15 protein-coding genes are annotated in these 25785 nt (G+C 58.5%); 12 read left to right on the top strand and 3 right to left on the bottom strand.

Going from position 1 to position 25785, the window contains the following annotated elements:
• Positions 1 to 38 precede the first annotated feature (38 nt).
• From MFLA_RS06365 to tilS, 6 genes are all read left to right on the top strand, one after another.
• The gene (locus MFLA_RS06365; protein ID WP_048811591.1) at positions 39 to 521 is read left to right on the top strand and encodes a chemotaxis protein CheW; all 483 of its coding nucleotides are present in this window, start codon (positions 39 to 41) and stop codon (positions 519 to 521) included.
• 18 nt (positions 522 to 539) lie between these two features.
• On the top strand, positions 540 to 2171 hold the full coding sequence (locus tag MFLA_RS06370; protein WP_011479467.1) for a methyl-accepting chemotaxis protein: 1632 nt from the start codon (positions 540 to 542) through the stop codon (positions 2169 to 2171).
• 9 nt (positions 2172 to 2180) lie between these two features.
• Positions 2181 to 7112, top strand: a complete 4932-nt coding sequence (locus MFLA_RS06375) for a hybrid sensor histidine kinase/response regulator (protein WP_011479468.1) — start codon at positions 2181 to 2183, stop codon at positions 7110 to 7112.
• Positions 7113 to 7187: 75 nt separating this feature from the next.
• Positions 7188 to 10637, top strand: coding sequence for a DNA polymerase III subunit alpha (gene dnaE / locus MFLA_RS06380; protein ID WP_011479469.1), 3450 nt, complete (start codon positions 7188 to 7190; stop codon positions 10635 to 10637).
• Positions 10638 to 10643: 6 nt separating this feature from the next.
• Complete coding sequence (locus MFLA_RS06385) at positions 10644 to 11633, top strand: acetyl-CoA carboxylase carboxyltransferase subunit alpha (RefSeq protein WP_011479470.1); 990 nt, start codon at positions 10644 to 10646, stop codon at positions 11631 to 11633.
• Positions 11602 to 13038 carry a tRNA lysidine(34) synthetase TilS gene (tilS, locus tag MFLA_RS06390; RefSeq protein ID WP_195742104.1) on the top strand — a complete coding sequence of 479 codons (1437 nt, stop codon included), beginning with the start codon at positions 11602 to 11604 and terminating at the stop codon, positions 13036 to 13038. The genes MFLA_RS06385 and tilS overlap by 32 nt, the downstream gene beginning before the upstream one ends.
• Here tilS and MFLA_RS06395 read toward each other — a convergent pair.
• Complete coding sequence (locus MFLA_RS06395; RefSeq protein WP_011479472.1) at positions 13035 to 13661, bottom strand: arylesterase; 627 nt, start codon at positions 13659 to 13661, stop codon at positions 13035 to 13037. The two genes, tilS and MFLA_RS06395, sit on opposite strands and share 4 nt — an antisense overlap.
• Before the next feature lie 2 nt (positions 13662 to 13663).
• Here MFLA_RS06395 and MFLA_RS06400 point away from each other — a divergent pair, with 2 nt between their 5' ends.
• From MFLA_RS06400 to MFLA_RS06425, 6 genes are all read left to right on the top strand, one after another.
• Complete coding sequence (locus tag MFLA_RS06400) at positions 13664 to 14350, top strand: ABC transporter ATP-binding protein (protein WP_011479473.1); 687 nt, start codon at positions 13664 to 13666, stop codon at positions 14348 to 14350.
• Positions 14347 to 16854 carry an ABC transporter permease gene (locus tag MFLA_RS06405; protein WP_011479474.1) on the top strand — a complete coding sequence of 836 codons (2508 nt, stop codon included), beginning with the start codon at positions 14347 to 14349 and terminating at the stop codon, positions 16852 to 16854. The genes MFLA_RS06400 and MFLA_RS06405 overlap by 4 nt, the downstream gene beginning before the upstream one ends.
• 213 nt (positions 16855 to 17067) lie before the next feature.
• Positions 17068 to 19404, top strand: a complete 2337-nt coding sequence (locus tag MFLA_RS06410; RefSeq protein ID WP_011479475.1) for a TonB-dependent receptor — start codon at positions 17068 to 17070, stop codon at positions 19402 to 19404.
• Positions 19405 to 19443: 39 nt separating this feature from the next.
• Positions 19444 to 20862 (top strand): sigma-54-dependent transcriptional regulator, encoded by a 1419-nt coding sequence (locus tag MFLA_RS06415; protein ID WP_011479476.1) that lies wholly within the window; start codon positions 19444 to 19446, stop codon positions 20860 to 20862.
• A 102-nt stretch (positions 20863 to 20964) separates the two neighbouring features.
• The gene (gene purT, locus MFLA_RS06420) at positions 20965 to 22167 is read left to right on the top strand and encodes a formate-dependent phosphoribosylglycinamide formyltransferase (protein ID WP_011479477.1); all 1203 of its coding nucleotides are present in this window, start codon (positions 20965 to 20967) and stop codon (positions 22165 to 22167) included.
• A gap of 12 nt (positions 22168 to 22179) precedes the next feature.
• Entirely contained in the window at positions 22180 to 22593 is a 414-nt protein-coding gene (locus tag MFLA_RS06425; RefSeq protein WP_011479478.1) for a group II truncated hemoglobin, read from the top strand.
• Positions 22594 to 22661: 68 nt separating this feature from the next.
• Here MFLA_RS06425 and MFLA_RS06430 read toward each other — a convergent pair whose 3' ends face one another.
• On the bottom strand, positions 22662 to 24044 hold the full coding sequence (locus MFLA_RS06430) for a DEAD/DEAH box helicase (protein WP_011479479.1): 1383 nt from the start codon (positions 24042 to 24044) through the stop codon (positions 22662 to 22664).
• Positions 24045 to 24067: 23 nt separating this feature from the next.
• Positions 24068 to 25423: a DEAD/DEAH box helicase gene (locus tag MFLA_RS06435; protein ID WP_229407236.1), complete on the bottom strand. Its 1356-nt coding sequence runs from the start codon at positions 25421 to 25423 to the stop codon at positions 24068 to 24070.
• Positions 25424 to 25785 lie beyond the last annotated feature (362 nt).

The raw sequence follows: 25785 nt of genomic DNA on the forward strand, positions 1-25785 counted from the left end.
GACCGAGGATTAATCTGCAGGCTTATCAGCAAGGTATCTTGGAGCGCCTGCAGCATGTCGCGACGGACTCGGGTGCGGCGGACAATGCCAGGCTGGGTATCCATGCCGGGGGGCAGCAATACCTTGTGGCCTTGCGGGATATTAAGGAAGTCTTGCCTGTACCGGAAATCCACGCCGTGCCTCTGGTACAGCCCTGGTTTCTTGGCATGTGCAATATTCGCGGCAACCTGTACGCAGTCACCGATTTGGCCAGGTTTCTGGGGAGCAGGCACCAGCCGGCCGTCATGACGGCCGAAAGCCGGTTGATGCTGGTGCATGATGACTTTGACATCAATGCTGCCTTTCTCATCGACAGCCTGGCCGGGCTGAGAAGTCTTGGGGATTTCAAGCCGCTGGAAATGGTGGCTGATGGGCCATCCTATATCACGTCGCGGCATGAGGACGATCAACATCACCTGTGGGAGGAGCTGAACATGGCCCTCATCCTTGAAAAGCAAGAATTCCTGCAGGTTGCCGCCTGACGGAAAAGGGAGATAGTAATGGCAGTAAGTTTTGCGAGACTCAATCATTTATTCAAGAGAAAAAAAACCAAGGATCAGGCTACGGCGTCTCCACAAGTAGGAAAAGCCAGCCGGGTCTTGGTGGGGGCCTTGCTGCTAGCCATGGTGCTCGCCTTGCTAGGATTGCTATTCAATCAATTGCAGGTGGTGCGTAACAATCAGTTTGCCGACATTGCCACCAGCCTGAAGGTGGCGGCACAGCAGGTGGCGCGTGATGCCGCATTGAGCGCTGGCGGGGAAACTACCGCCAGCGAACGTCTGCGCATTACGCTGGACCAGGCTTTTGCCAGCTTGGCAGCGTTGCGCGAATTGCAGCAGGTAGCCTTGCTGCAAAGCGACGAAGTGACCGGCAGTCTTTTGCGCCTGGAGCAGGTCTGGAGCGAGCTGCGCAGCCAGGCATTGGCATCCGGGGAGCTCGCGCAACTGGCAGCACAGAGCGATCTGGCCGTACAGGCAACGCACCAGGCCTGGCAAGCCTATCTTGATCAAGGCAAGGCAGGATGGTGGCTGGCGTTGTCAGTGATTGCAGGTCTGCTTGCCCTGGCGTTGTTGATTCGCATCGGCTACCAACAGGTTGCAAGTGCGCGCAGCAGGTTTGAGGAAATCGAGCGGACCAACCTCAGCAACCAGGAAGCGATCCTCAACCTGCTGGATGAAATGGGCGATCTGGCGGACGGTGACCTGACAGTAAAGGCAGAGGTGGCAGAAAACATCACTGGCGCGATTGCAGACTCCATCAACTACACCATCGACAGCCTGCGCGACCTGGTGGCCGAAATCAACCGCGCGACAGAGCAAGTGAACCAGGCGACGGCACAGGCACAGGAAACCTCTGCCGAGCTGTTGAAAGCAGCCGAGCTGCAATCGCAGCAAATCACGGATACGGGCGAGGCGGTCAATCATATGACCCAGTCCATCATGCAGGTGTCGAGCAATGCGGAGGAGGCTTCCAAGGTTGCCCGCCGCTCCCTGGACGCGACCAGCCAGGGCACGAGGGCTGTGCAGAATACGATTGCCGGCATGAACGAAATCCGCACCCAGATACAGGAAACCTCGAAGCGCATCAAGCGCCTGGGCGAAAGTTCCCAGGAGATCAGCGAGATCGTCGACCTTATTTCCGACATTACCGAACAGACCAATATCCTGGCCTTGAATGCCGCCATCCAGGCGGCATCTGCTGGCGAGGCTGGCCGCGGCTTTACTGTGGTGGCGGAGGAGGTGCAACGCCTCGCTGAACGTTCTTCTGAGGCGACCAAGCAGATCAGTGCCATCGTGAAAACGATTCAGACCGATACCAATGGCGCCGTGGCCGCGATGGAAAAAAGCACGGAAGGCGTGGTGGAGGGCGCCCGCCTGTCTGATGCGGCAGGCAAGGCGCTGGGCGAAATTGAGAATGTGACCAATAACCTGGCTCGGTTGATTGAGGAAATCTCGAGTGCAACAGAGGCGCAGACCAAGGCCGCTGCTACCGTCAGTATGAATATGCAGCAGATTCAGAATATTACGTCTCAGACCTCGGAAGGTACCAGGAAAACGGCCAGTTCCATTGGACAGCTCACCAGCCTGGCGGAGGAGTTACGGGCTTCGGTGGCAGGCTTCAAGCTCAACTAGGACATATTGGTGGAAGATTTCGATATCGGCCCGCTGAGCTGGGTCAAGGGGGAGATAGACCAGGCCCTGGAGCAGGTGTTGATGCAGCTGGATGCGCTAAGTACCAATGCCAGCGATTTGTCGCCGCTGCGTTTCGCCAAGACGCATCTCTACCAAGTCAATGGCGCGCTCGACATGGTCGGGCTGGAAGGGTGCAGGCGCTATTGCAGCGAGATAGAAACGGTCGTTTCCAAGCTGGACAAGGCAGAGCTCAGCCTGGAGCCGGAATGTCTGGATGCTCTACGCTACGCTATCCTGCATTTGCAGCAATACCTGCAGGACCTCATGAACGGCGAACCGGATCGACCCCTGCGCCTTGCCCCGCCCCTGCACAGGCTGGCAGCTTTCCATGGTGCAGCGTTTGAGGACGCCGAACTGTTCTTCCCTGATATCAGTCAGCGCCTTCCCAAGGATATCCCGACAGAAGCACTGGATTCCCCAGCCTTGCTAGCCACTGTCAAGGAGCAGCGCGCGCACTTCCAGAAATCCCTGCTTGCCTGGCTGAAGGGGGATGCCGAGGCGCCGCAAGACATGGCTGCTGCGCTGGAGCGAGTGCAGCTTGTACAGTCTCACCCCGCCCAGAAAACCTTGTGGTGGGTGGCGGTTGCATTCACCGACACCCTGGCCGATGAATCGCACCGTAGGAATGCCGGTATCAAGCGGCTGTGCCGCCGTCTTGATCAGGAATTGCGCTCCGTCAGCGAGGGGGCAAGCCGACCGGCAAGCGGCCTGTTGCGCGACTTGTTGTATTTCATCGCGGTGAGCAAGCCTTTGAGCGCACGTATTGCACAAGTGAAGGCGCTGTTCGAGCTGGATGAGCTGATCCCTTCAGGGGAAATCTTTGTCCCAGACGGCGAGGAGCGCCAATATATCAGGCAATGCCAGGTGGCCCTGGATGCGCTGACGGAGCTGTGGACGCATGCCAATGAAGGCGACGGCGCCTTTGATCAATTCATGACCCGCTTTGCGGGTATCCTCAACACCTATCCGGCGTTATCGTCTGCACCGGTAAAGCAGCTGTTTGCCGCCGTGTATGACCAAGTGGCCGCTCTGCAGAAAGGCAACCACCCTCAACAGGAGGCTGCCTTGGTCGAAGTGGCATCTGCCTTGACCTTGTTATCCGACGCATTGCAGCACTATGGGCAGCAAGGGGAGCAGGCGGCACTTGAAATGGAAAAGCAACAGCAACGCCTGCAAGCCCTGCTGCAGGGGGAGTTGCCTACACTGGCGCCTGCGCCTGGCGTGCAGCAGGCCGCGCAACAGGCATTGGCGCGCGAAACGGCTGCGTCGCTCCAGGAAATAGAGCAGCTGTTGGACGCTTATTTCCGGCAGCCGGATGATGTTGCTCCACTGTCGCAGGTAGGCACTCCGCTGCAACAAGTCTCCAGTGCGCTGGATATGCTCGACATGTCTGAAGTGAAGGGCTTGGTGACGACTGCTCATGAAGTGATTGGCGGGCTGCATCAGGGGCAGATTGCCAAGAGCCAGGAGGTGTTTGAGTCGTTGGCGGACAGCCTGAGCCTGGTCAGGATGTATGTTGAGCAATATCCTCATGTGGTGGGCGGGGCATTGGCGCTCAAGGATGCGCTGGAAAGGCTGCAGGCCGTCCAAAGCGCTGGGCCGGCAGCACAGCCCATCGAAACCGCAAACGTTCCGGACGCCGATACTCCAGCGGTTGGACTGCCTGATGACGAGCTGCTGGACATCTATCTGAGCGAAGCCGAGGAGGTGTTGGCAAATGTCGCGCAGCATTTGCAGACATTGCGCGTCAATGCTACCGCCCACCAGGCGTTGGTCGAGGTGCGCAGAGGTTTCCATACATTGAAGGGCAGTGGACGGACGGTGGGCCTTGCCGAACTCGGCAATGTGGCAGCCATTGTCGAGACCCTGCTTAACCGCTTGATCGAACGCAAACTGACACCCACCACTGCCATCATCTCTTTTGTTGAAGAGGCGACGGCTGCTTTCGCCGGCTGGGTCGCAGCGTTGCGCGGAAAAGAACATCCTGTGGTTGATGCTGCCTTGTGGCAGTCGCGGGCTGACGAGCTGGAATCCAGCATGTCTGGCTTGCCAGCCAAGGGACAAACGGAGGAAGTGCTGATCGGCGGCACGCGTAAGATCAGCCGTGCCTTGTTCGAAGTATTCCTGCAGGAGGCAGGGCAACACCTGGAGCAATTGCAGGATTGGCTGCAGCTTGTCCTGCATCGCAGCGAACCTGTGCTCAAGCCTGGTCAGGAAACCTGCAGGGCAGCCCACACCCTGGCAAGCAATGCCGGCTCCACCGGCTTCAAGGCAATGTCGGACTTGGCACGTGCGCTGGAGAGCTGGCTGGATGTACATCAGGGCAATTGGACGGAGCAGACCGTTACCCTGCTGCAGAATGCCGTCAGCACGCTGGAAAAGATGCTGATCAAGGCGCGAGAGCGTAAACAGTCGCGAGCGGCGACAGCATTGCTGCGTGCGCTCAAGAAGGCTGCGCAGGATGCGGCTATTCCAGTGATTGATGCGGCTACTGGCAGCAATGTCGTGCCATTGGCCCCGCGTCTGGCCAAGGCTGAGGATGTCGTCGCCAGCCTGCTGGAGGCCGAGGCCAACATGAAAGGCCTGGTCGATGGCTCCTTGTCCCTGCCGGAGGCTGGGACGGATACCCACGATGCTGGGCCTGAGGGGCATGCCCCAGAGCAGCCCGAACCAGAAGCACCCACTGAGGAGGCTGTTGTCTCACCGCAAGCAGTGGACCAGGAGCTGTTTGCCTTGTTCGTGGAGGAGGCGAGCGACCTCATGCCCGTCATCGGCGGCGAATTGCGCGCGTGGCATGCAGCTCCCGATGAGGCTGAGCATCCAGACATGTTGCAGCGTGCGTTGCATACGCTCAAAGGAAGTGCGCGCATGGCGGGCCAAGGCAGTCTGGGTGACGCGGTGCATGGCATGGAAGACTTGGTGATGCGTGCCTTGAAGCGGATGCCGCAGGCCGATGACTTTGCCGAGATGTTTGCAGCGCTGGATCATATAGGCGCACTGCTCGAGGATGCACTGGGAGGGCAGACCACATTGGTGGCGGGCCGCCAGTCGGCAACCCAGCATTCCGGGCGGGAACGGCGGACGCAATACCTGCGGCTGCGCGCTGATACGCTGGACCGCTTGATCAACGAAGCGGGTGAGGTGAGTATTGCACGCTCACGCCTGGAGCGTGAAATGCAGGCATTCAAGCAATCCTCGTCGGACCTGACCGAAAGCTTGCAGCGTCTTCGCGGTTATCTGCGTGAGCTGGAAATCGAGGCAGAAAGCCAGCTGCAATCGCGCATGACATTGCTGCAAGAATCGAACGAGACCTTTGATCCACTGGAATTTGACCGCTTTACGCGCTTGCAGGAGCTGACCCGCATGATGGCGGAAAGCGTCAACGATGTCGCCACTATTCAGCAGGGCCTGCTGCGCAACCTCGACGAGGCCGATGCCGCATTGCTGCATCAGGCGCGCATGAGCCGTGACTTGCAATACGGTCTCATGAATGTGCGCCGGGTGCCGTTCTCCCTGGTGACGGAGCGGCTGCACCGTATCGTGCGTCAGACCGCACGCGAACTCGATAAGCGGGTTGAGCTGACGCTCGAAGGTGCCGACACCGAGATTGACCGCAGCGTACTGCACCGCATGGGCGCAGCAGTTGAGCACATCCTGCGCAATGCAGTGGCGCATGGCATAGAGCCGCCCGACGTGCGGCGGAAACAAGGTAAGCCTGTGGCAGGAAGCATCACGCTCAAGGTGAGCCAGCAACATGACGAAATCATGCTCACGGTCAGTGACGATGGCGCCGGGATTGATCTGGACCAGGTGCGGGATCGGGCATTGGCGATGCATTTGTTGCAGCCAGGCCAGGAAGTGGGTAGCCAGGCACTGCTGGCACTGATTTTCGAGCCGGGCTTTACCACGGCGAGCAGCGTGTCGCAGATATCTGGCCGCGGAGTGGGGTTGGATGCCGTACGCAGCGACATTACGGCATTGGGTGGGCGTATCGAGGTCAGCAGTACCCAAGGGGTTGGGAGCATTTTCAGAATATTCCTGCCCGTGACCCTTTCCGTGTCGCAGGCGGTATTGGTCAGGTACGGCAACCGCCAGTTTGCATTGCCTGCGGTGATGGTGGAGCAGGTGATGAAGCTGAAGCCGGATGTATTGACGGCTGCCTATACGGATGGCAAGTTGCGCTGGGCTGATCATGATTATCCTATTCATTTCCTGGGCAGGCTGTGTGGCGACCCCCAGGCGGTAGCGCAAAGCCAGCGTTATACGCCAGTCATGCTGTTGCGTAGCGGCGAGTACCGTCTCGCATTGCATGTGGACGACATTATCGGCAACCAGGAAGTCGTGATGAAGCAGATTGGCCCTCAACTTGCACGCGTGCCCGGCATGGTGGGGGCCACTGTGCTGGGGGACGGCGGTATCGTGCTGATCATCAATCCCTTGCAGCTTGCCAATCGGGAGGCTTTGTCGGCCGGCAGCCTGAATGTGGCGGTAACAGCGGCTACACCGTTGCCGTTGGGCAAGCCGGTGGCATTGCTGGTGGATGATTCCCTCACCATGCGCAAAGTGTTGGGGCGCTTCCTCGAGCGAGAGGGATATGAGGTCGTCACGGCCAAGGACGGCATGGAAGCCCTCCAGGCCATGCAGCAGTCCCTGCCGGCGGTGATCGTGACCGATATCGAGATGCCACGCATGGACGGGTTCGAGCTTGCACGCAATGTGCGCGATGACGAGCGCACACGCCACATTCCGCTAGTGATCGTCAGCTCTCGCACGGCGGAAAAGCACCAGACGCTGGCAAAAAGCCTGGGCGTTGACGCATTCTTCGGCAAGCCGGTGCAGGAGGAAGAGTTGGCGGCCACGTTGCGCCAGTTGCTGGCCTGATACCAGTGAAGGGCAGGGGTGCGGATGCAATCTCCTGGCATCAAGCGAGCCTGAATCAGGTAAAATCCAGGCAGTATGTCGAAACCTTCATTCATCCATCTCCGTTGCCATAGCGAGTACTCGGTGGTCGATGGCACCGTGCGTATTGGCGATTATGTCAAGCAGGCGGTGGCAGACCAGATGCCCGCATTGGCCCTGACCGACCTGAGCAACTTATTCGGGGCAATCAAATTCTACAAGGCAGCCCGCGGTAAAGGTGTCAAGCCCTTGATCGGTGCCGATATCTGGCTGGAAAACGAATCCAAGCGTGACCAGCCTTACCGCTTGCTGCTGTTATGCCATTCGCATGTGGGCTACCTGCGCCTGTGCGAGCTGTTGAGCCGTGCTTTCCTGCATAACCAGTACCGTGGTCGCGCCGAGATCAAGCGTGAATGGTTGCGCGAAGGCGGAACCGAAGGCTTGATCCTCCTGTCTGGCGCCATGGCAGGCGACATCGGACAAGCCTTGCTGCAAGGCAATTTCAGCCAGGCGCAGACGCTGGCCGGGGAGTGGGCCGCCCTGTTCCCGCAGCGCTTTTATATTGAGCTGCAGCGAGCAGGCCACCCCCAGCAGGAGGCCTATATCGCCAGCGCCCTTGCCCTCGCCAGTGAGCTGGAGTTGCCGGTCGTGGCGACCCATCCAGTGCAGTTCATGGCGCCGGACGATTTCAAGGCGCATGAGGCGCGCGTCTGTATTGCCGAAGGCTATGTGCTCGCCGACAATCGCCGCCCCAAGCTGTTCACCCCGGAACAGTACTTCAAGTCACAGGCGCAGATGGCGGAACTGTTCGCGGATATTCCCGAGGCGCTTGCCAACAGTGTGGAGATCGCCAAGCGTTGCAATCTCACCCTGACGCTGGGCAAGAATTACCTCCCGCAATTCCCCACGCCTAATGGCGAAAGCCTGGATGAATACCTGGTTGCCCAGGCCAAGGCTGGCCTGGAAGAGCGGCTTAAGGTGCTCTTTCCCGACGAAGGTCAGCGCGAGGCGAAGCGCCCGGAATACGAGGCGCGGCTGCAGTTCGAGACCAATATCATCATTCAGATGGGGTTCCCGGGCTATTTCCTCATCGTGGCAGACTTCATCAACTGGGCCAAGAATAACGGCGTGCCGGTCGGCCCGGGTCGTGGTTCCGGCGCCGGCTCGCTGGTGGCCTACAGTCTGGGGATCACCGATCTCGATCCGATGCGCTATGCACTGCTGTTCGAGCGTTTCCTCAACCCGGAACGGGTTTCCATGCCCGATTTCGACATCGATTTCTGTCAGGAGGGCCGCGACCGCGTCATCGACTACGTCAAGCGCAAGTATGGCCTGGATGCCGTGTCCCAGATTGCTACTTTCGGGACCATGGCTGCCAAGGCTGTGATCCGCGATGTGGGTCGGGTGCTTGACCTGCCATTCACCTTCGTCGACAGTGTGGCCAAACTGATCCCGAACGAGCTGGGCATCAGCCTGAGCGAGGCACTGGAGAAGGAGCCGCAGCTCAAGGAGCGGCGGGAGCAGGAAGAGGAAGTGGCAGAGCTGCTGGAGCTTGCGCTGAGGCTGGAGGGCTTGACGCGCAACATTGGCATGCATGCTGGCGGCGTGCTGATCTCTCCGGGGAAGATTTCTGATTTTTCCCCGGTCTATTGCCAAGCGAGTGGGGAAAGCGTGGTGAGTCAGTACGACAAGGACGATGTCGAGGCAGTCGGTCTAGTCAAGTTCGACTTTCTCGGCCTGCGGACATTGACCATCCTGGCCATGGCGCTTGAAAGTGCCAACCTGCAGCGCGCAGAACATGGCCTGGAGCCGCTCGACTTCGAGACATTGCCCATCGACGACAAAGCCAGCTATCAATTGCTCAAGGCGGCTAACACAACGGCTGTGTTCCAGCTGGAATCGCGCGGCATGAAAGACATGCTGAAGCAGGCCAAGCCGGACGTCTTCGAGGATATTATTGCCCTGGTGGCGCTTTACCGCCCCGGACCGATGGACCTGATTCCGGATTTCTGCCGCCGCAAACATGGCCTGCAGCGCGTGGAATATCCGCATCCTGCGACCGAGCCCATCCTCAAGGAGACCTATGGCATCATGGTCTATCAGGAGCAGGTGATGCAGATTGCCCAGGTGGTGGCAGGTTACAGCCTGGGCGGTGCGGATCTGTTGCGCCGCGCCATGGGCAAGAAGAAACCTGAGGAAATGGCCAAGCAGCGCAGCATTTTCATCGAGGGAGCCGTCAAGAACGGCACCTCTGAAAAGCAGGCCGGGGAACTATTCGACTTGATGGAGAAGTTCGCTAGCTACGGCTTCAACAAGTCGCACGCTGCTGCCTACGCCTTGGTGGCCTATCAGACCGCCTATCTCAAGGCACATTACCCGGCGGCTTTCCTTGCCGCCACCATGTCAGCCGACATGAACAACACGGATAATATCCATCTGTTTTATGACGACTGCATTTTCAATGGCCTGGAAGTGCTGCCTCCGGACATCAATGCCAGTGAATACCGTTTTAAGCCGATCAATGCCAAGCAGATCCTTTACGGGCTGGGTGCGATCAAGGGCACGGGCTGGGCGGCGATCGAGTTGATCCTGGCAGCCCGCCAGGAGGGCGGGCCATTCAAGGATTTGTTCGATTTCTGCAGTCGCCTGGATTTACGCAAGGTGAACCGCCGCGTGATCGAATCCCTGATCCGTGCTGGCGCCTTCGACAAGCTGGAGCCCAACCGCGCCGCGTTGCTGGCTGGCGTGAGCCTGGCAATCAGTGCTGCAGAGCAGAGTGGTGCGGCCAGCGGGCAGGATAGCCTGTTTGGCTCGGTGATCGACAGTGCCGTGCATGTACTGCCTGAGACGCCACCATGGACGGAGAAACAGCGCCTGCAGGAAGAAAAGGCGGCACTGGGCTTTTATTTCAGTGGCCACCCTTATGCCGATTACCAGAAAGAAGTCGCGACTTTCGTGCGGAGCAATCTGGCAAACCTCAAGCCCAGCGATCAGCCGCAACTACTCGCAGGGGTGGTGATGGGCGTGCGCATACGCATGACAGGCCGGGGCAAGATGGCGATTGTGACCCTGGACGACATGGCAGGACGCGTTGATATCGTGGTGAGTGGAGAGCTGCTCAACGAGCATGCTACGCTGCTCAAGGAAGACCAGCTGCTCGTGGTGGAGGGGCGCGTCAGCCATGACGATTTCTCGGGCGGACTGCGCGTCAATGCACGCCGCCTGACCGATATTGCTGGCGCGCGCAATGCCTATGCCAACCTGCTCAAGCTGAGCTGCAACGGCCAATCCGATGCGGGCAAGCTGCGCGCGCTGCTCTCTCCTTACCGCAGTGCCGGTTCTCCGGAAGCAGGGCGGGGTTGTGCCGTGAAAATAGCCTACCACAACGATGAGGCGCAGGCCGAGCTCATGCTTGGCGATGATTGGCGTGTAGCGCTGCAAGATGAATTATTGCATGGGCTAAAGAGTTGGCTCAGCGATGAAAACGTGAAAATACTTTATAATTGACGCCCTATGAACGCCAAAACCAACAACGTGAAAACCAGTTTCCTGGAATTCGAGCAACCCATTGCCGAACTGGAAGCCAAGATCGAAGAGCTGCGCTACGTGCAGGACGATTCCGCACTGGATATCTCAGAAGAGATAGAGCGCCTGCAACAAAAGAACAAGACACTGACCAAGGATATCTATGCCAAGCTCACTGCATGGCAGATTTCCCAAGTGGCGCGCCATCCCCAGCGGCCCTATACCCTGGATTATATTCGCGGGATATTTACTGATTTTGAGGAACTGCATGGCGACCGCGCCTTTGCAGACGACCCGGCCATCGTCGGCGGCGTCGCCCGCTTTGAGGGGCAGCCGGTCATGGTGATCGGCCACCAGAAGGGCCGCGACGTGAAGGAGCGCCAGTATCGGAACTTCGGCATGCCGCGTCCTGAAGGCTATCGCAAGGCGCTGCGTTTATATCGGCTCGCCGAGAAGTTCAGGTTGCCGATCATCACCTTGATTGATACGCCGGGTGCTTATCCAGGCATCGGAGCCGAAGAGCGTGGCCAGTCCGAGGCGATTGCGCGTAACCTGTATGTGATGGCGGAACTGACTGTACCAATCATCGGCGTGATCATTGGTGAAGGCGGCTCAGGCGGCGCATTGGCGCTGGGTGTGGTCGACCACCTGATGATGCTGCAATATTCCACTTACTCCGTCATCTCGCCCGAGGGCTGCGCGTCCATCCTCTGGAAGAGTGCTGACAAGGCATCGGAAGCCGCCGAAACGCTCGGCATTACCGCTACGCGCCTCAAGGCGCTGGGTCTGGTGGACCGTATCGTGCCGGAGCCCATGGGTGGTGCACACCGTGCCCCCGAGGACATGATGCAGAACCTGCGCCGTGCATTGGCCGACGAGCTGGCACATTTGCAGGTCAAGTCCATCGATAACTTGCTAGAGGCCCGCCATGAGCGCCTCATGAGCTATGGCAAGTTCAAGGAAGTCCCTGTCAAGTAACCCTTCATCCGGGCGTGCAGAAGATCCTCAGCACGCCCGTGCTTCCGCTGTTCAGTCCAGCCAGCCATCTGCGCTGGCGCACCGCATAGACAAATTCCTGTCGACACATACCCGGCCCGGGCAGCGCTTGCTGATCGCATTCAGCGGAGGGCTGGATTCGCGTGTGCTGCTGCAACTGCTTGCACAATGTAGTCAGCAGCATGGTGTCCTGCTCGAAGCCATGCACGTGCATCACGGCCTGAGCCCAAATGCTGATCGCTGGGCGGCTTTCTGTGCGGCAGAGTGCCAGGGCTTGGGCATTGCATTCCACTGTCAGCGCATATGCGTCGATACGTCGTCAGGCCTGGGTATAGAAGCGGGTGCCAGACTGGCGCGCTACACGGCCTTGCTGTCCCACGACGCTGATTATGTGTTGCTGGCGCATCACCAGGACGACCAGGCGGAGACCCTGCTGCTGCAATTGCTGCGCGGGGCGGGCGCCAAAGGGCTGGCAGCCATGGCGATACACGATCCATCCCGCAGGCTGCTGCGCCCCTTGATCGATGTTTCCCGTGATGAGATTCAGGCATATGCGAAGCATGCCGGCCTGCAGTGGGTGGATGACGAAAGCAACCTGGATACGCGTTATGACAGGAATTTCTTGCGGCATATGGTGTTTCCTGTGTTGGCGCAGCGGTATCCTGCTGTACGAAGTACATTGGCACGCTCGGCGGCACATCTGGCTGAAGCGGCATGCCTGCTGGATGAGCTTGCAGCGCTGGATGCTGATGGTATGGTGGTGGATGGCAAGGTCAATGTCGACAGGCTGGGCATGTTGTCGAGCCAGCGTGCGCGCAACCTGTTGCGCTGGTGGCTGGATGCGCATGGCTTGCCGATGCCAGGATTGCCGCGCCTGCAGGAGATGTTACAGCAGTTGTTGCACGCCGGAGGGCAGGCTGCCATCAAGATTCGGGTATGTGAGTCCACCTATCTGCGGCGATATCGTGGCTGGGCCAGCCTGAGCGCTGAGCCGCCTGTACCAGAGCCTGCAGGCTTGTGCTGGCAGGGTGGCGATAGGCTGTTGCTGCCGGCCAACGGACAGCTGATGGCCCGGCATGTGATGGGAGACGGGCTGGCCATATCACGATGGCAGGGATGCAGGCTAGATATACGTTATCGTAGCGGTGGCGAACGTTTCAGGCTTGATGCCCGGCGCCCCAGCCGTACGCTCAAGCAACTTTTTCAGGAGGCGGACATTGCCCCCTGGCTGCGGGAGCGCCTGCCATTAATTTATATCGAGGATGAGCTCGTGCTGGTGCCCGGCGTCGGGGTGGCCGCCGGCTGGCGGGCACAGCCTGGAGAGCAGGGCTTAATGCTCGACTGGCAGCCGCTGCGGCCAAGCCGCGATGAACCATTCAGGCATTAGGTTGATTTGTCGCGCTTGAGCAGTGGCTCCAGTTGCTTCCAGACGTTTTCCAGGATCTTTTCCTGTGCATTGGCCTTGGGATGCAGGCCGTCCTGCTGGGTGAACTCTGGCTTGCCGGCAACGCCCTCCAGCAGGAAAGGGACAAGACGCAGGTTGAATTCTTTTGCCAGTTCCGTATAGCTGGCAATGAACTCTCGCGTGTATTTAGGGCCATAGTTTGGCGGGATCATCATTCCTGCCAACAGCACTTGCGCCTTGGCTTCGTGGCTGGATTTGATCATGCTGGCAAGGTTGTTGCGCATCTGGTCGACTGGTAGGCCTCGCAGGCCGTCGTTTGCGCCCAGCTCGAGAATGACGATATCGGGTTTGTGCTGGGTGAGCGCAGCCGCAATACGGCTGACTCCGCCACTGGTAGTTTCTCCGCTGATACTGGCATTGACGACCTTGTAGCCGGGATATTGGTGTGCAATGCGCTTTTCAAGCAAGGCTACCCAACCTTGCTCGCGTGGGATGCCATAGGCGGCTGAAAGGCTGTCGCCATAGACCAGGATGGTGGCGGCATGGGCAGTGCTGGCCAGCATGGCGCAGGCAAGACTGAATAACAATATGAAACGGAACATCATTGATGCAAACACCTTTGGCTGTTGAAGCGGTTAATCTCGATAAATATATAGAAAATGGGGACGGCAGGCTTGATATCTTGCGGTCACTCTCACTCCAGGTAGCAGCAGGGGAGAAAGTCGCCATCATCGGCAGCTCCGGATCAGGCAAATCAACATTGCTCAGCCTGCTTGCAGGCTTGGACAGCCCCAGCGGTGGAAAAGTGCTGGTCAATGGTACGGAAATCAGTCACCTCGATGAAGACGGCAGGGCTGCCATCCGCGGCAAGCGCATGGGATTCGTCTTCCAGTCATTCCAATTGTTGCCCTCCCTCACGGCGCTGGAAAACGTCATGCTGCCCTTGCAGCTGGCTGGACGCAAGGATGCCCGTGATAGGTCGAGCGCCGCGCTGGAAAGGGTAGGGCTTGGTCAGCGGCTCTCACATTATCCGCGCCAGATGTCAGGAGGCGAACAGCAAAGGGTTGCGATTGCGCGGGCCTTTGCCCCGCAACCTGCCATCCTGTTTGCCGATGAGCCTACCGGCAACCTGGATGAGCATACCGGCGAGCGCATTGTCGAGCTACTGTTCGGCCTGAATGCTGAGTCCGGTACGACCTTGATTCTGGTGACGCATGACATGCAACTGGCATCGCGCTGCCAGCGCAAGCTGCGCTTGCATGATGGTCAACTGCACGAGGAAGGTCCGACATGATGGCGTTCATGATTGCCTGGCGCCAGCTGCGCAGCCAATGGGCGGCTGGCGAGGTGCGCGTCCTGGTCTTCGCCCTCATATTGGCCGTCGCCGCCACGACCTCGGTCGGTTTCTTTACTGACCGCATTGAGTCTGCCCTGGTGCGGCAGGGCGGCATGCTGCTCGGAGGCGACATCATGGTGGCTGCGGATCATGTCATTCCTGACAGTTATATCGAAGAAGCCAGGCGGCGTGGCTTGCAATCGACGCATGCCACCGAGTTTGCCAGCATGGTCCTGTTTGGCGATGAGAGTCAGCTCGCGGAAATTAAGGCCGTAGGGGCAGGCTTTCCCTTACGCGGCGAATTGACCGTGCTGGAGCAACGAGTTGAGCCCGCCATGATGCTGACGGGCGGACAAGCTGCAAACGGTATTCCTGCGCCGGGTACAGTCTGGATAGAGCCGCGCCTGGCCTCCAATCTGGGGGTGAACATAGGCGACACCCTAGAAGTCGGCGAACGTAGCATGCAGGTGTCTGCCATCCTGCAGCGCGAGCCATCGCGTGGCGGGGATATGTTCAGCATCGCGCCCCGCGTGATGATGAATGCGGCAGACCTTGCCTCGACCGGATTGATCCAGTTTGGCAGCCGGGTCAAGTACCAGCTGCTGTTGGCAGGCGACGCCACACAGGTCGATGAGTTCTCTGGCTGGCTCAAGCCCAGACTGGAACGGGGAGAGCAGTTGCAGAAGGTGACCGATGCCCGACCCGAGATGCGCAATGCCCTGGAAAAAGCGCAGCAGTTCCTTGGTTTGTCAGCCATGGTGAGCGTGATCCTGGCCATGGTGGCAATGTTCCTTGCCAGTCAGCCCTATGTGCAGAAAAGTCTCGACAGTTATGCGCTCATGCGCTGTTTCGGTGCCTCGCGGCGTTTCATTTTTCGCATCCTCATGAGCCAGACCTTGCTGATCGCCGCTTTCGGCAGCGGCATGGGCGTATTGCTCGGCTTTGCCGCGCAGGCTGGCCTTGCGGTGCTTGCGGACAGGTTGCTGCTGGAAACACTACCGGCGCCCGGCTTCATGCCGGCAGTGTCGGGGGCGGCGGCGGGGTTTGCCGCCATGCTTGCCGTGGTCTGGCCACACCTTGCCCGCCTGCGTGACGTACCTGCCCTGCGCATCCTGCGCCGTGACCTGGGTGAGCAATACCGGGTACATTGGCTGCATTTCGTCCCGGCCCTGCTGGTGTTGGCGGGCTTGATTCTGTGGCATGCGGGAAGCGTAAGGCTGGGTGGCATCGTACTGCTGGCGCTGGCAGGCTTGGTATTGGCCGTGGCATTGCTTGCCTGGCTGGGCATGCGCCTGTTGGCGCGCTTGCCGCAGAATGTGACGGGCTCCTGGCTGCTGGGCCTGGCAGCCCTGAAGCGCAGGCCTGGCTTGGTGGTTGCCCAGGTGCTGGGATTCAGCCTGGGGCTGATGGCGCTGATCCTGCTGGCCATCGTGCGGGGCGACTTGCTGTCGAGCTGGCAGCAGAGCTTGCCTGAGGATGCGCCGAACCGCTTTATCATCAATATTCAGCCTGGCCAGGTTGCACCGCTCAGGCAGTTTTTCGACCGCAGCCATCTTCCTCATGTCGAAATATTCCCTATGGTGCGTGGGCGCTTGCTGGAAATTAACGGCAAGCCGCTCAACGTGGAGGATTACCAAGATGACAGGGCGCGGCGGCTGGCGGAGCGTGAATTCAACCTGTCATGGGCGGCGGATATGCAGCAGGACAACCAGCTGCTCGAAGGGCGTTGGTGGCAGCCGTCGGATCATGGCAAGCCCATGCTGTCGCTGGAGCAGGGAATTGCACATGACCTGCACCTGAAGCTGGGTGACCGCTTGACCTATGATGTCGCCGGGACGCGGCTGGAACTGGAAATTACCAGCTTGCGCAAGGTGGATTGGGATACCATGCGGGCGAATTTCTTTGCCGTGACGCCACCGGGCGTGCTGGAGGGATATCCTGCCAATTACATCACCAGCTTCCATCTTCCGAGCGGTCAGGAACAGCTCCTCAATCAGCTGGTACGTGAATTTCCCAACCTGACTGTGATCGATGTCGCAGCTTTGCTCGATCAGGTGCGCGAGATCATGAGCAAGATGAGCCATGCATTGGAATACGTGTTTGCCTTCAGCCTGTTGACAGGCTTGGCGGTGCTCTATGCGGCCCTGGTGGCGACCCGTGAAGAGCGCGTCAAGGAAGCAACGCTGTTACGCGTGCTGGGCGCTTCCAGGCGGCAGGTGTTGCAGGCGCTCTGGACCGAGTTCGCAGTCATTGGTGCATTGGCTGCGCTGGTTGCCACGCTGGCGGCTGCCATCATGGCGTATTACCTCAGCAGCCAGGTGTTCAATATTCCTTACCAGTTTAATTTGCGGGGTGCTTTGGGCGTCATGGTGCTGGCTGCTTTGCTGGTGCCTGCCGCCGCATGGCTGGGCATGCGGCGCTTCCTCAACCAATCTCCGCGCGCTATATTGCAAAGTATATGAATGGGGTGGTTATATACAGCCAATTTGGCTGTATATAACCACAATAATTGGTTGTTTATAACCGATTCAAACGAAGTTCTGATATTCTCTTTCACAGAAATCCATGAATACAATCACTTACCGCCTGCCTGAAATCCGGCATGAAACTTGATAGATGGAGATGCCGGAATCATAAATATAAACCGGCGATCACAACAACTATGGAAGGATTGTATGTTAAAAAGAGAGAATCTGAGGTTGAGTACGGTTGCAGTGCTGGTTGCCAATGCCTGTATCAGCTTCCAGGCATATGCAGCAGATGCAACGCCTATCACTACGGATAAGGTCAATGTGGTGGGCACGACGCCGCTGCCTTCGCTCGGTCTGCCATTGGCGCAAGTGCCTGCAGGCATCCAGCTCATCACCGGCCCTCAAATGCAAAAGCAGCGCAGCGTCACGATTGCAGACTTTCTGCAAAACAATGTGCCTGCGGTTAACGTCAACGATACACAGAATAATCCTTTCCAGCCCGATATCAGTTTCCGCGGCTATTCGGCCTCCCCATTGCTCGGTACGCCCCAGGGCTTGTCCGTTTATGTGGACGGCGTGCGCGTCAACGAGCCGTTTGGCGATGTCGTGAGCTGGGACCTGATCCCTGTCAATGCCCTGGCCAATATGGCCTTGATTCCGGGTTCCAATCCATTGTTCGGCCTGAACACGCTTGGCGGAGCCTTGTCCTTGCAGACCAAGAGCGGCCGCGACAATCAGGGCGCCGCTCTGGAGGCCAGTGTCGGCTCATGGGGCCGCAAGGCGGGATCTGTCGAGTATGGTGGTGTATCGCAGGACGGTTCGGTCGATTTCTTCATCACGGCCAATTCGTTTCGTGAAGATGGCTGGCGTGACTACTCCCCGACCGATGTGCGGCAATTGTTCGCCAAGGTGGGCTGGCAGAATGAAACCAGCAAACTGGACCTGAGCTACACCGGCGCCGACAACGATATGATCGGCAATGGCATGACGCCATCCGACATGCTGCGCACGCTGGGCCGCGATACCATCCTCACTCGACCCGACCAGACCCGCAATACCCTGTCGTTCCTCAACCTGACCGGTTCGCACTGGTTCAATGACGACGTGATGCTGAGTGGCAATGTCTACTACCGCCAATCCAGGACCCGTACCTTGAATGGGGATGGCAATGATGATGTGGAAGATGCGGCGATCAGTGCTGTGGGGATTTGCGGCACAGATGCCAATTGGGGCTTTGAGGATTCCTGTAGTGGCGCCTTGAATCGCAGCAAGGCGCGCAAGGATTCTTATGGCTTGACTACCCAGCTCAGCTTCAACCAGGATTGGATGCAAAAGAAAAACCAATTGATTGTCGGACTGGGGCTTGATCAAAGCAAGACTCGGTTCGGGCAGTCTTCCGAGCTTGGCACGCTGACTTCCAGCCGTGGCGTGTCGGGGATTGGTGAATTCAGTGATGAGGGGGAAGTGAGCCTGACAGGCCGTACCCGCACCTGGAGCGTGTTCGCTACCGATACCCTGTCGCTCAATGATTTCTGGCACCTGACAATGTCGGCGCGTTACAACCATACCAAGGTGGAGAATCGTGATCACCTGGTTGCAAGCGGTGCCGAATCGCTGTCCGGCGATCACGGCTTCAACCGCATCAATCCGGCAGTGGGCCTGAACTTCACGCCCACCAAGGATTGGACATGGTATGGCTCGTATAACGAGGGCAGCCGTGCGCCAACCGCGATCGAACTAGGTTGTGCCAATCCGGATGTACCTTGCAAACTGCCCAATGCCATGGCCGGCGATCCGCCCTTGCAGCAAGTGGTGGCGAAGACATATGAGGCCGGCGTGCGGGGCACGCTGGCGGAAGGCTTACGCTGGACTGCCAATGTGTACCGTGCGCAGAATGACAACGATATCCAGTTTATCTATGCCAATTCCTCGGGTTACGGCTATTTTGACAATGTCGGTAAAACCCGCCGTATGGGCTTGGATACGAGCCTGGTAGGCAGCCAGGGCAATTTCAACTGGATGCTGGGCTATAGTTACATCAAGGCTACCTATGAGAGCGATATCAGCCTCGCCAACGAGGTGAATACCTCCTCAGACGGCGATAGCATCAATGTCGGCAAAGGCAGTCGATTGGCCGGCATTCCCGCCCATCGCCTGAAGTTCCGTGGCGAATACGCCATTACGCCTCAATGGAGCATAGGCACCAACGTCCTGGTGTTCTCCGATCAATATGCCCATGGCAATGAGAACAATAAGGACCAAGGAGAAGGTGCGAAGCTGGGCGGTTATACCATCGTCAATCTGGATACCCGCTATCATTTCGGCAATGGCTGGCAATTGTTTGCCAAGGCCGTCAATATCTTCGATCGTGAATATAGTAGTGGCGGCATGATCGGCGAGTCCTACTTCCTGGCTGACGGCACTTATGACGGCGGCGAGGATCACCGGGCGAGCTTGCGTGCCCCAGGTGCTCCGCGCGCAGGGTGGATTGGTGTGCGCTGGGATTTTGGTGGCGCCAAGCAAGCGTCTTTCACCAATTAAACTGACTTATTATTGATTACGTTAAGGAGTGACTTCGCGATGCAGGAGCAGGTGACTGGGCAAGATCAAAAGTTTCAGGCCGGACGATCTAGGCCCAAGCTGCGCGTCCTGCTCGTCGAGGATGAAGTGATCTTTGCGCGTGCCGTGGCCAAGCGACTGCAGCAGGCAGGATATGACTGCGAGCACGCCGCCACCTTGCAGGCCGGGCGTGAGCTTGTGCGGCAGATGGCACCCGATATGATATTGCTGGATATGCGCCTGCCCGACGGCAACGGCCTGGATTTGCTGCCGGAGTTGGTTGCCAAGGGGATTTCCGTGATCTCCATGACGGCCTACGGGGAAGTGGCAGATGCTGTCTATGCAATGAAGCTGGGGGCGACAGACTACCTCAAGAAGCCCGTGGATCTTGACGAGCTGCTCCTGACGATAGAAAAGGCGCAAGCCGCCACCCGGTTGAAACATCATCTTGATTATTCACGGCAGCGCAATATGCATGCCACTGAAGGCGTCGAACTGCTCGGGGACAGCCCCGCGATGAGCAGCGTGAAGGCACAGATAGAGCGCTTCGCACAGTTGGTCACTTTTTCCGATGCCATTCCACCCACCGTCCTGATCCAGGGGGAAACCGGCACGGGCAAGGACGTGGCCGCCCGGCTGCTGCATTTGTCATGTGCGAACAGCGACCGGCCTTTCGTGCATGTAGATTGTGCCTCCTTGCCGGCCGAGTTGATCGAGAGCGAGCTGTTCGGTCACGAAAAGGGCGCTTTCACGAGTGCGCAAGGTTCTCGTTGCGGCCTGATCGAGGCTGCTGAAGATGGCACCCTGTTCCTGGATGAGATTGGCGAATTGCCATTGGCGCTGCAGGCCAAACTGCTCAATGTGCTGGAAAGGCGCATGGTGCGCAGGCTGGGCTCAACCAAGGAGCATCCCGTGCTGGCGCGGTTTGTGGCTGCGACCAACCGCGACCTGCATCAAATGGTGCTTGAAGGCCGCTTCCGCTCGGATTTGTTCTACCGCCTCAATGTGTTGACCATGAACATGCCACCCTTGCGCGAGCGCGGGGATGACATCCTCTTGCTGGCAAAGCATTTTGCCGTCCAGACCGAGCGCCGCTATGGGTTGCAGCCGCGGCCATTTTCCGCTGGCGCCACGAGTATGATTCGTGAGTATCACTGGCCCGGGAATGTGCGTGAACTCAAACACCAGGTGAGCCGGGCCGTGCTGCTTGGTCGCGAAAGCCAGATCATGCCACATGACCTGGCCTTGCCCGGAAGCTTGCAGCCCGAACAGGCCATGACCATTCCGGAGCGCGGTGTCACCCTCGAGTCTGCAGAGAAGGCGCTGATCGAGAACGCACTGCGTCAATCCAATAACAATGTATCCGAAGCTGCCCGCCAATTGGGCATTACCCGCATGGCAATGCGCTACCGCATGGAGCGCCACGGCATCAAGGTTTGATCCGCCTGCCCTCGCTACGGCCTGTGCCTGCCTGGGCGGCAGCATGGGGCGGCTCGTGGTATCATGCCGGGCATTTCCATGCCATTCAATTGCGGAGCGTTCATGAATATCGGTACCCCTCTCAGTCCTGTTGCCACGCGTGTCATGCTGCTGGGGAGCGGGGAGTTGGGCAAGGAGGTAATCATCGCCTTGCAGAGGCTGGGGGTCGAGGTTATTGCAGTGGATCGTTACCAGAATGCGCCCGGCCATCAGGTCGCGCATCGCGCCTATGCCATCGACATGACGGACCCCGTTGCCCTGCGTGAGCTGATCGACAAGGAAAATCCCCACCTGATCGTACCTGAGATCGAGGCGCTGAACACCCAGTTATTGGCCGAGGTCGAGTTGGCCGGCCATACCCGTGTGGTTCCCACAGTCAAGGCCGTGCAGCTCACCATGAACCGGGAAGGCATACGCCGCCTTGCTGCGGAGGAACTCAAGCTGCCGACTTCGCCTTATGCGTTCGCCGATAGCGAGCAGTCGTTGCGGACAGCGATTGAAAGCGGCATCGGTTATCCCTGTTTCATCAAACCCACCATGTCGTCCTCCGGCAAGGGCCAATCCCGCATCACTTCCCCCGAGCAGATTGCCGCTGCCTGGGAATATGCAGCCACTGCCGGGCGCGTCAACCAAGGCAAGGTGATTGTCGAAGGACAGATTGATTTTGACTATGAAATCACCTTGTTGACCGTGCGCGCTCTGGATGCAGAGGGCAAAGTGGAAACGAGCTTCTGCGAGCCGATCGGCCATTTGCAGGAGAAGGGCGACTATGTCGAGAGCTGGCAGCCTCAGCCCATGACGGCATTGGCATTGGGGCGTGCGCAGGAAATTGCCCGGGCCGTGACGGAAAGCCTGGGCGGTCTGGGCTTGTTCGGGGTCGAATTGTTCGTCAAGGGCGACCAGGTATGGTTCTCCGAAGTCAGTCCGCGTCCGCATGATACCGGCATGGTGACAATGGGCAGCCAGCGGTTCAGCGAGTTCGACCTGCATGCGCGCGCCATTCTCGGTTTGCCGGTCAATGTCGCCTTGAGCCGGCCGGGGGCCAGTGCTGTTATTTACGGCGGGCTGGATAGCAGCCAGCTCGTGTTCGAGGGTGTCGAGCAGGCGTTGGCAGTTCCGGAGTCCGATATACGCCTGTTTGGCAAGCCGGAGTCATTCGCGCGCCGCCGCATGGGCGTGGCCTTGGCGACCGCCGACGATGTTGAGAAAGCACGGGCGCGTGCCCGCACGGCGGCAAAGCTGGTCAAGACGCGCGATGGAAAGTAAGAGAAATTAGACATGCTGGACAAGATAGGCGAGCCAGGGAGCAGTAAAGCCACCCTGTTCGAATTGCTGGGCGGGGCGGAGCAAGTTCGTGCCATCGTCGAACGCTTCTACGACATCATGGATACCGATCCGCGCGCTGCGGGCATCCGCGCGATGCATGCGCCCGACCTTACCTCTGCGCGTGAAAAGCTGTTCATGTTCCTCACCGGGTGGACCGGCGGGCCACAGCTTTATATGGAGCGTTACGGGCATCCCCGTCTGCGCATGCGGCATATGTCATTCCCGATTGATGACTCTGCCCGTGACCAATGGATGTATTGCATGGTCAAGGCCATGCACGATACCGGCGTGGATGAGGCCATCATCGAGAAAATGGGCGCTGCGCTGTATGGCGTGGCTGACTTCATGCGCAACCGTGAAGGTTGAGAGAGGCCCAGGGCGATTCGAGGGCGTATCTGAGGATAATTAAAAAGGCGCCAAAGGCGCCTTTTTAATTATTTGCGGTTCAACCCGCCGAGCAGGGCGGGAATTTCCTTTTTCGATTTTTCCCGGGAATGCATGGGCTTGGGCGCCGGCGCATCTGTGGAAGGCTCATACGGCTTGAAAAACCATTCGTCTTCCTTGTTGCGGCCAGCATGCCGTTGGCGCGGAGCAATACTTGCCGGAGCCTTCTGTCGTTGGGTATCCTGCCCGCGGCGTACAGGCTGGGGAGCATTCGCCTGTTCTTTTGGCAATTCCCGCTTGATGAGCTTTTCGATTTCCTTGAGGAACTTCTCCTCCTCACTGGATACCAGGGAAATGGCGATGCCGGAAGCACCGGCGCGACCAGTGCGGCCGATCCGGTGTACGTAGTCCTCGGCGGCGCTGGGCAACTCGTAATTGACCACCATGGGGAGCTGGTCGATATCCAGGCCGCGTGCGGCCACATCGGTCGCCACGAGTGCTGTGATTTTGCCTTGCTTGAAGGCATCCAGCGCCTGAATACGCTCAAGCTGGCTCTTGTCGCCATGAATGGCGCCGGCGGCAATGCCTTCGCGCTCAAGATGGCGCGCCAGGCGGCTTGCGGAAAGCTTGGTCTTGGTGAAGACGATGACCTGTGTTGCTTCCTTGCGCAACAAGTCGGCCAGCACGTGCTGCTTGTGCTCGCTTTCCACCAGCAGGATTTTTTGCGTGACGTTTTCTGATGTCGCATTGCTGCGGGCGACTTCGATCAGTACAGGCTTGGTCAGGAACTCTTCGGAAAGCTTCTTGATTTCAGGTGAGAATGTTGCGGAAAACATCAGGTTCTGCCGTTGTTTCGGCAGCAGTGCGAGAATGCGCTTGAGATCTGGCATGAAGCCCATGTCCAGCATGCGGTCTGCTTCATCGAGCACTAGCATCTGCACTTGGCCCAGCTGCACTGTGCGCTGTTCGACATGGTCCAGCAGGCGCCCTGGAGTGGCTACCAATATCTCCACTCCTTTCATGAGGGTGGGCGTCTGGGATTTGATATCCACTCCACCGAAGACAACCAGCGAACGTAGCGGCGTATGCTTGGCATACGTCTTGACACTTTCTTCCACCTGGATTGCCAGTTCCCGGGTCGGGGTCAGGATCAAGGCCCGCACCGGATGCCTTGCGGGCGAGGCACTACTGCTGGCCAATGGCAGCAGCTTCTGCAGTAAGGGCAAAGTAAAGGCGGCTGTTTTGCCGGTCCCGGTCTGTGCGCCGGCCATCAGGTCGCTGCCTTCCAGCACGACAGGAATCGCCTGGGCCTGAATCGGGGTTGGCGTGGTATAGCCTGACTCATCCAGCGCCTTCAGTAACTCGGGCGCCAGATTGAGCGATGCAAAACTGATAGTGTCTGTATTCACGTTGTCTTCGGGTTGAGCGTTCACAAATTAACTACTTAAAGAGGCGATTAGGCAAAGCTGCGCGAGCGGCGTGCCGGACGGTCACTGTCCTGGCGCTTGGCTGGGCCACGATTTGCATCGGTGCGGCTGCCTGCTGCCCGGTCGCCAAATGAGCGGCCTTCCGAACGGTTGCCATCGCGGCTGGCGTAACCCTGGCCGCGTGGCTTGTAACCGCCACCACCTGGACGTTGACCAGGGCGGCCACTGCGTGGCTTGTCATTGTGATCCATACGTGGGGCTGGGCGCTTTGGCTCCAGGCCTTCAATCACGGAAATCTCCAGGCGCTGGCCTGTATATTGTTCGATCTTGCGCAACTGGTGCCTGTCCATGTGCGAAGCAAACGAGAGTGCCACACCGGTATTGCCTGCACGTCCTGTGCGGCCGATGCGGTGGACATAGTCTTCCGCAAACTTCGGCAGGTCATAGTTGATGACGTGGGTAATGCCTTGCACATCGATGCCGCGGGCCGCGACATCGGTTGCAACCAGCACGCGTACATCACCATGGCGCAGCTTGGTCAAGGTGCGATTGCGCGCGCCCTGGGTCATGTCGCCATGCAGTGCGGCAGATTTGTGGCCTGCAGCATACAGGTCTTCCGCCAGCAGGTCGGCGTGACGCTTGGTGGAAGTGAAAACGATGGCCTGGTTGACACCGGGAGCAATGAGCAGATGTTCCAGCAGCTTGTTCTTGTGCGCCATGTCATCGACGAACAATAGCTTTTGCTCAATATTGGCGTGCTTTTCCTTTTGTGCCGCGATCTGAATGACCTTGGGGGTTTTCAGCAACGTCTTGGCAATGTTGGCGATCTGGCCTTCGAAGGTGGCGGAGAACATCAATGTCTGGCGCTCGCTAGGCAAGGCGGAGGAAATGCGCTCGATATCCGGCATGAAGCCCATGTCCAGCATGCGGTCGGCTTCGTCTAGGATCAGCATTTGCAAGCGGGACATGTCGATGCGTCCGCGTTCCATATGGTCGAGCAGACGGCCCGGCGTGGCCACGAGAATGTCGATTGGCTGCGACAATAACTTGTTCTGCAATGGATAGGGCATGCCGCCGACAATACTGACAGTGCGGGCGCGCAGGAACTTGCCGTATTTGCGCGCTGCTTCGTTGACCTGTGCAGCCAGTTCGCGGGTCGGGGTCAATACCAGGATGCGGGGGCCGCGGCTCTTGGCAGGGTGCGGCGTAGCCAGCAGGTTGAGTGCTGGCAGGGTGAAGGCAGCGGTCTTGCCGGTGCCGGTCTGGGCAGAGGCCATGAGGTCATGGCCTTCTAGGACTTCAGGAATCGCCTGGGCCTGGATGGGTGTGGGGGTGCTATAGCCAGCCTCGGTCAAGGCACGCAGGATGGCTGGATGTAAGTTCAAATTTTCAAAAGACACAAAATTCCCTTTCAAGGAAAACTGAAGAGGTCTTGGATAAGACCCCAAAAGGGCGCAAGCAGCCATCGTGAGCATGCCTTGGTAGGCAGTTCAATATCAGGCGCAATGACTAAAATTTTTTAGCATTCTTACCGGCGCACGGGCATAGCCACTAACCGGTAACAAATGCAAGAGAGCCGTAAAATTGCACAGGCTTCGAGAGGCTAGGGCGATGAATCATCGATTCAGTGTGAATCGAATCAGGTCGCCAGTATATAGGTTGGATGCAATTTGTCAAAGGTTTTAACGCGGATTTAATCAACTATGTGTTAAAATCGCGCACTTTTTCGCATATAGAGTAATTACAT

This window comes from Methylobacillus flagellatus KT, assembly GCF_000013705.1.
Classification (GTDB): domain Bacteria; phylum Pseudomonadota; class Gammaproteobacteria; order Burkholderiales; family Methylophilaceae; genus Methylobacillus; species Methylobacillus flagellatus.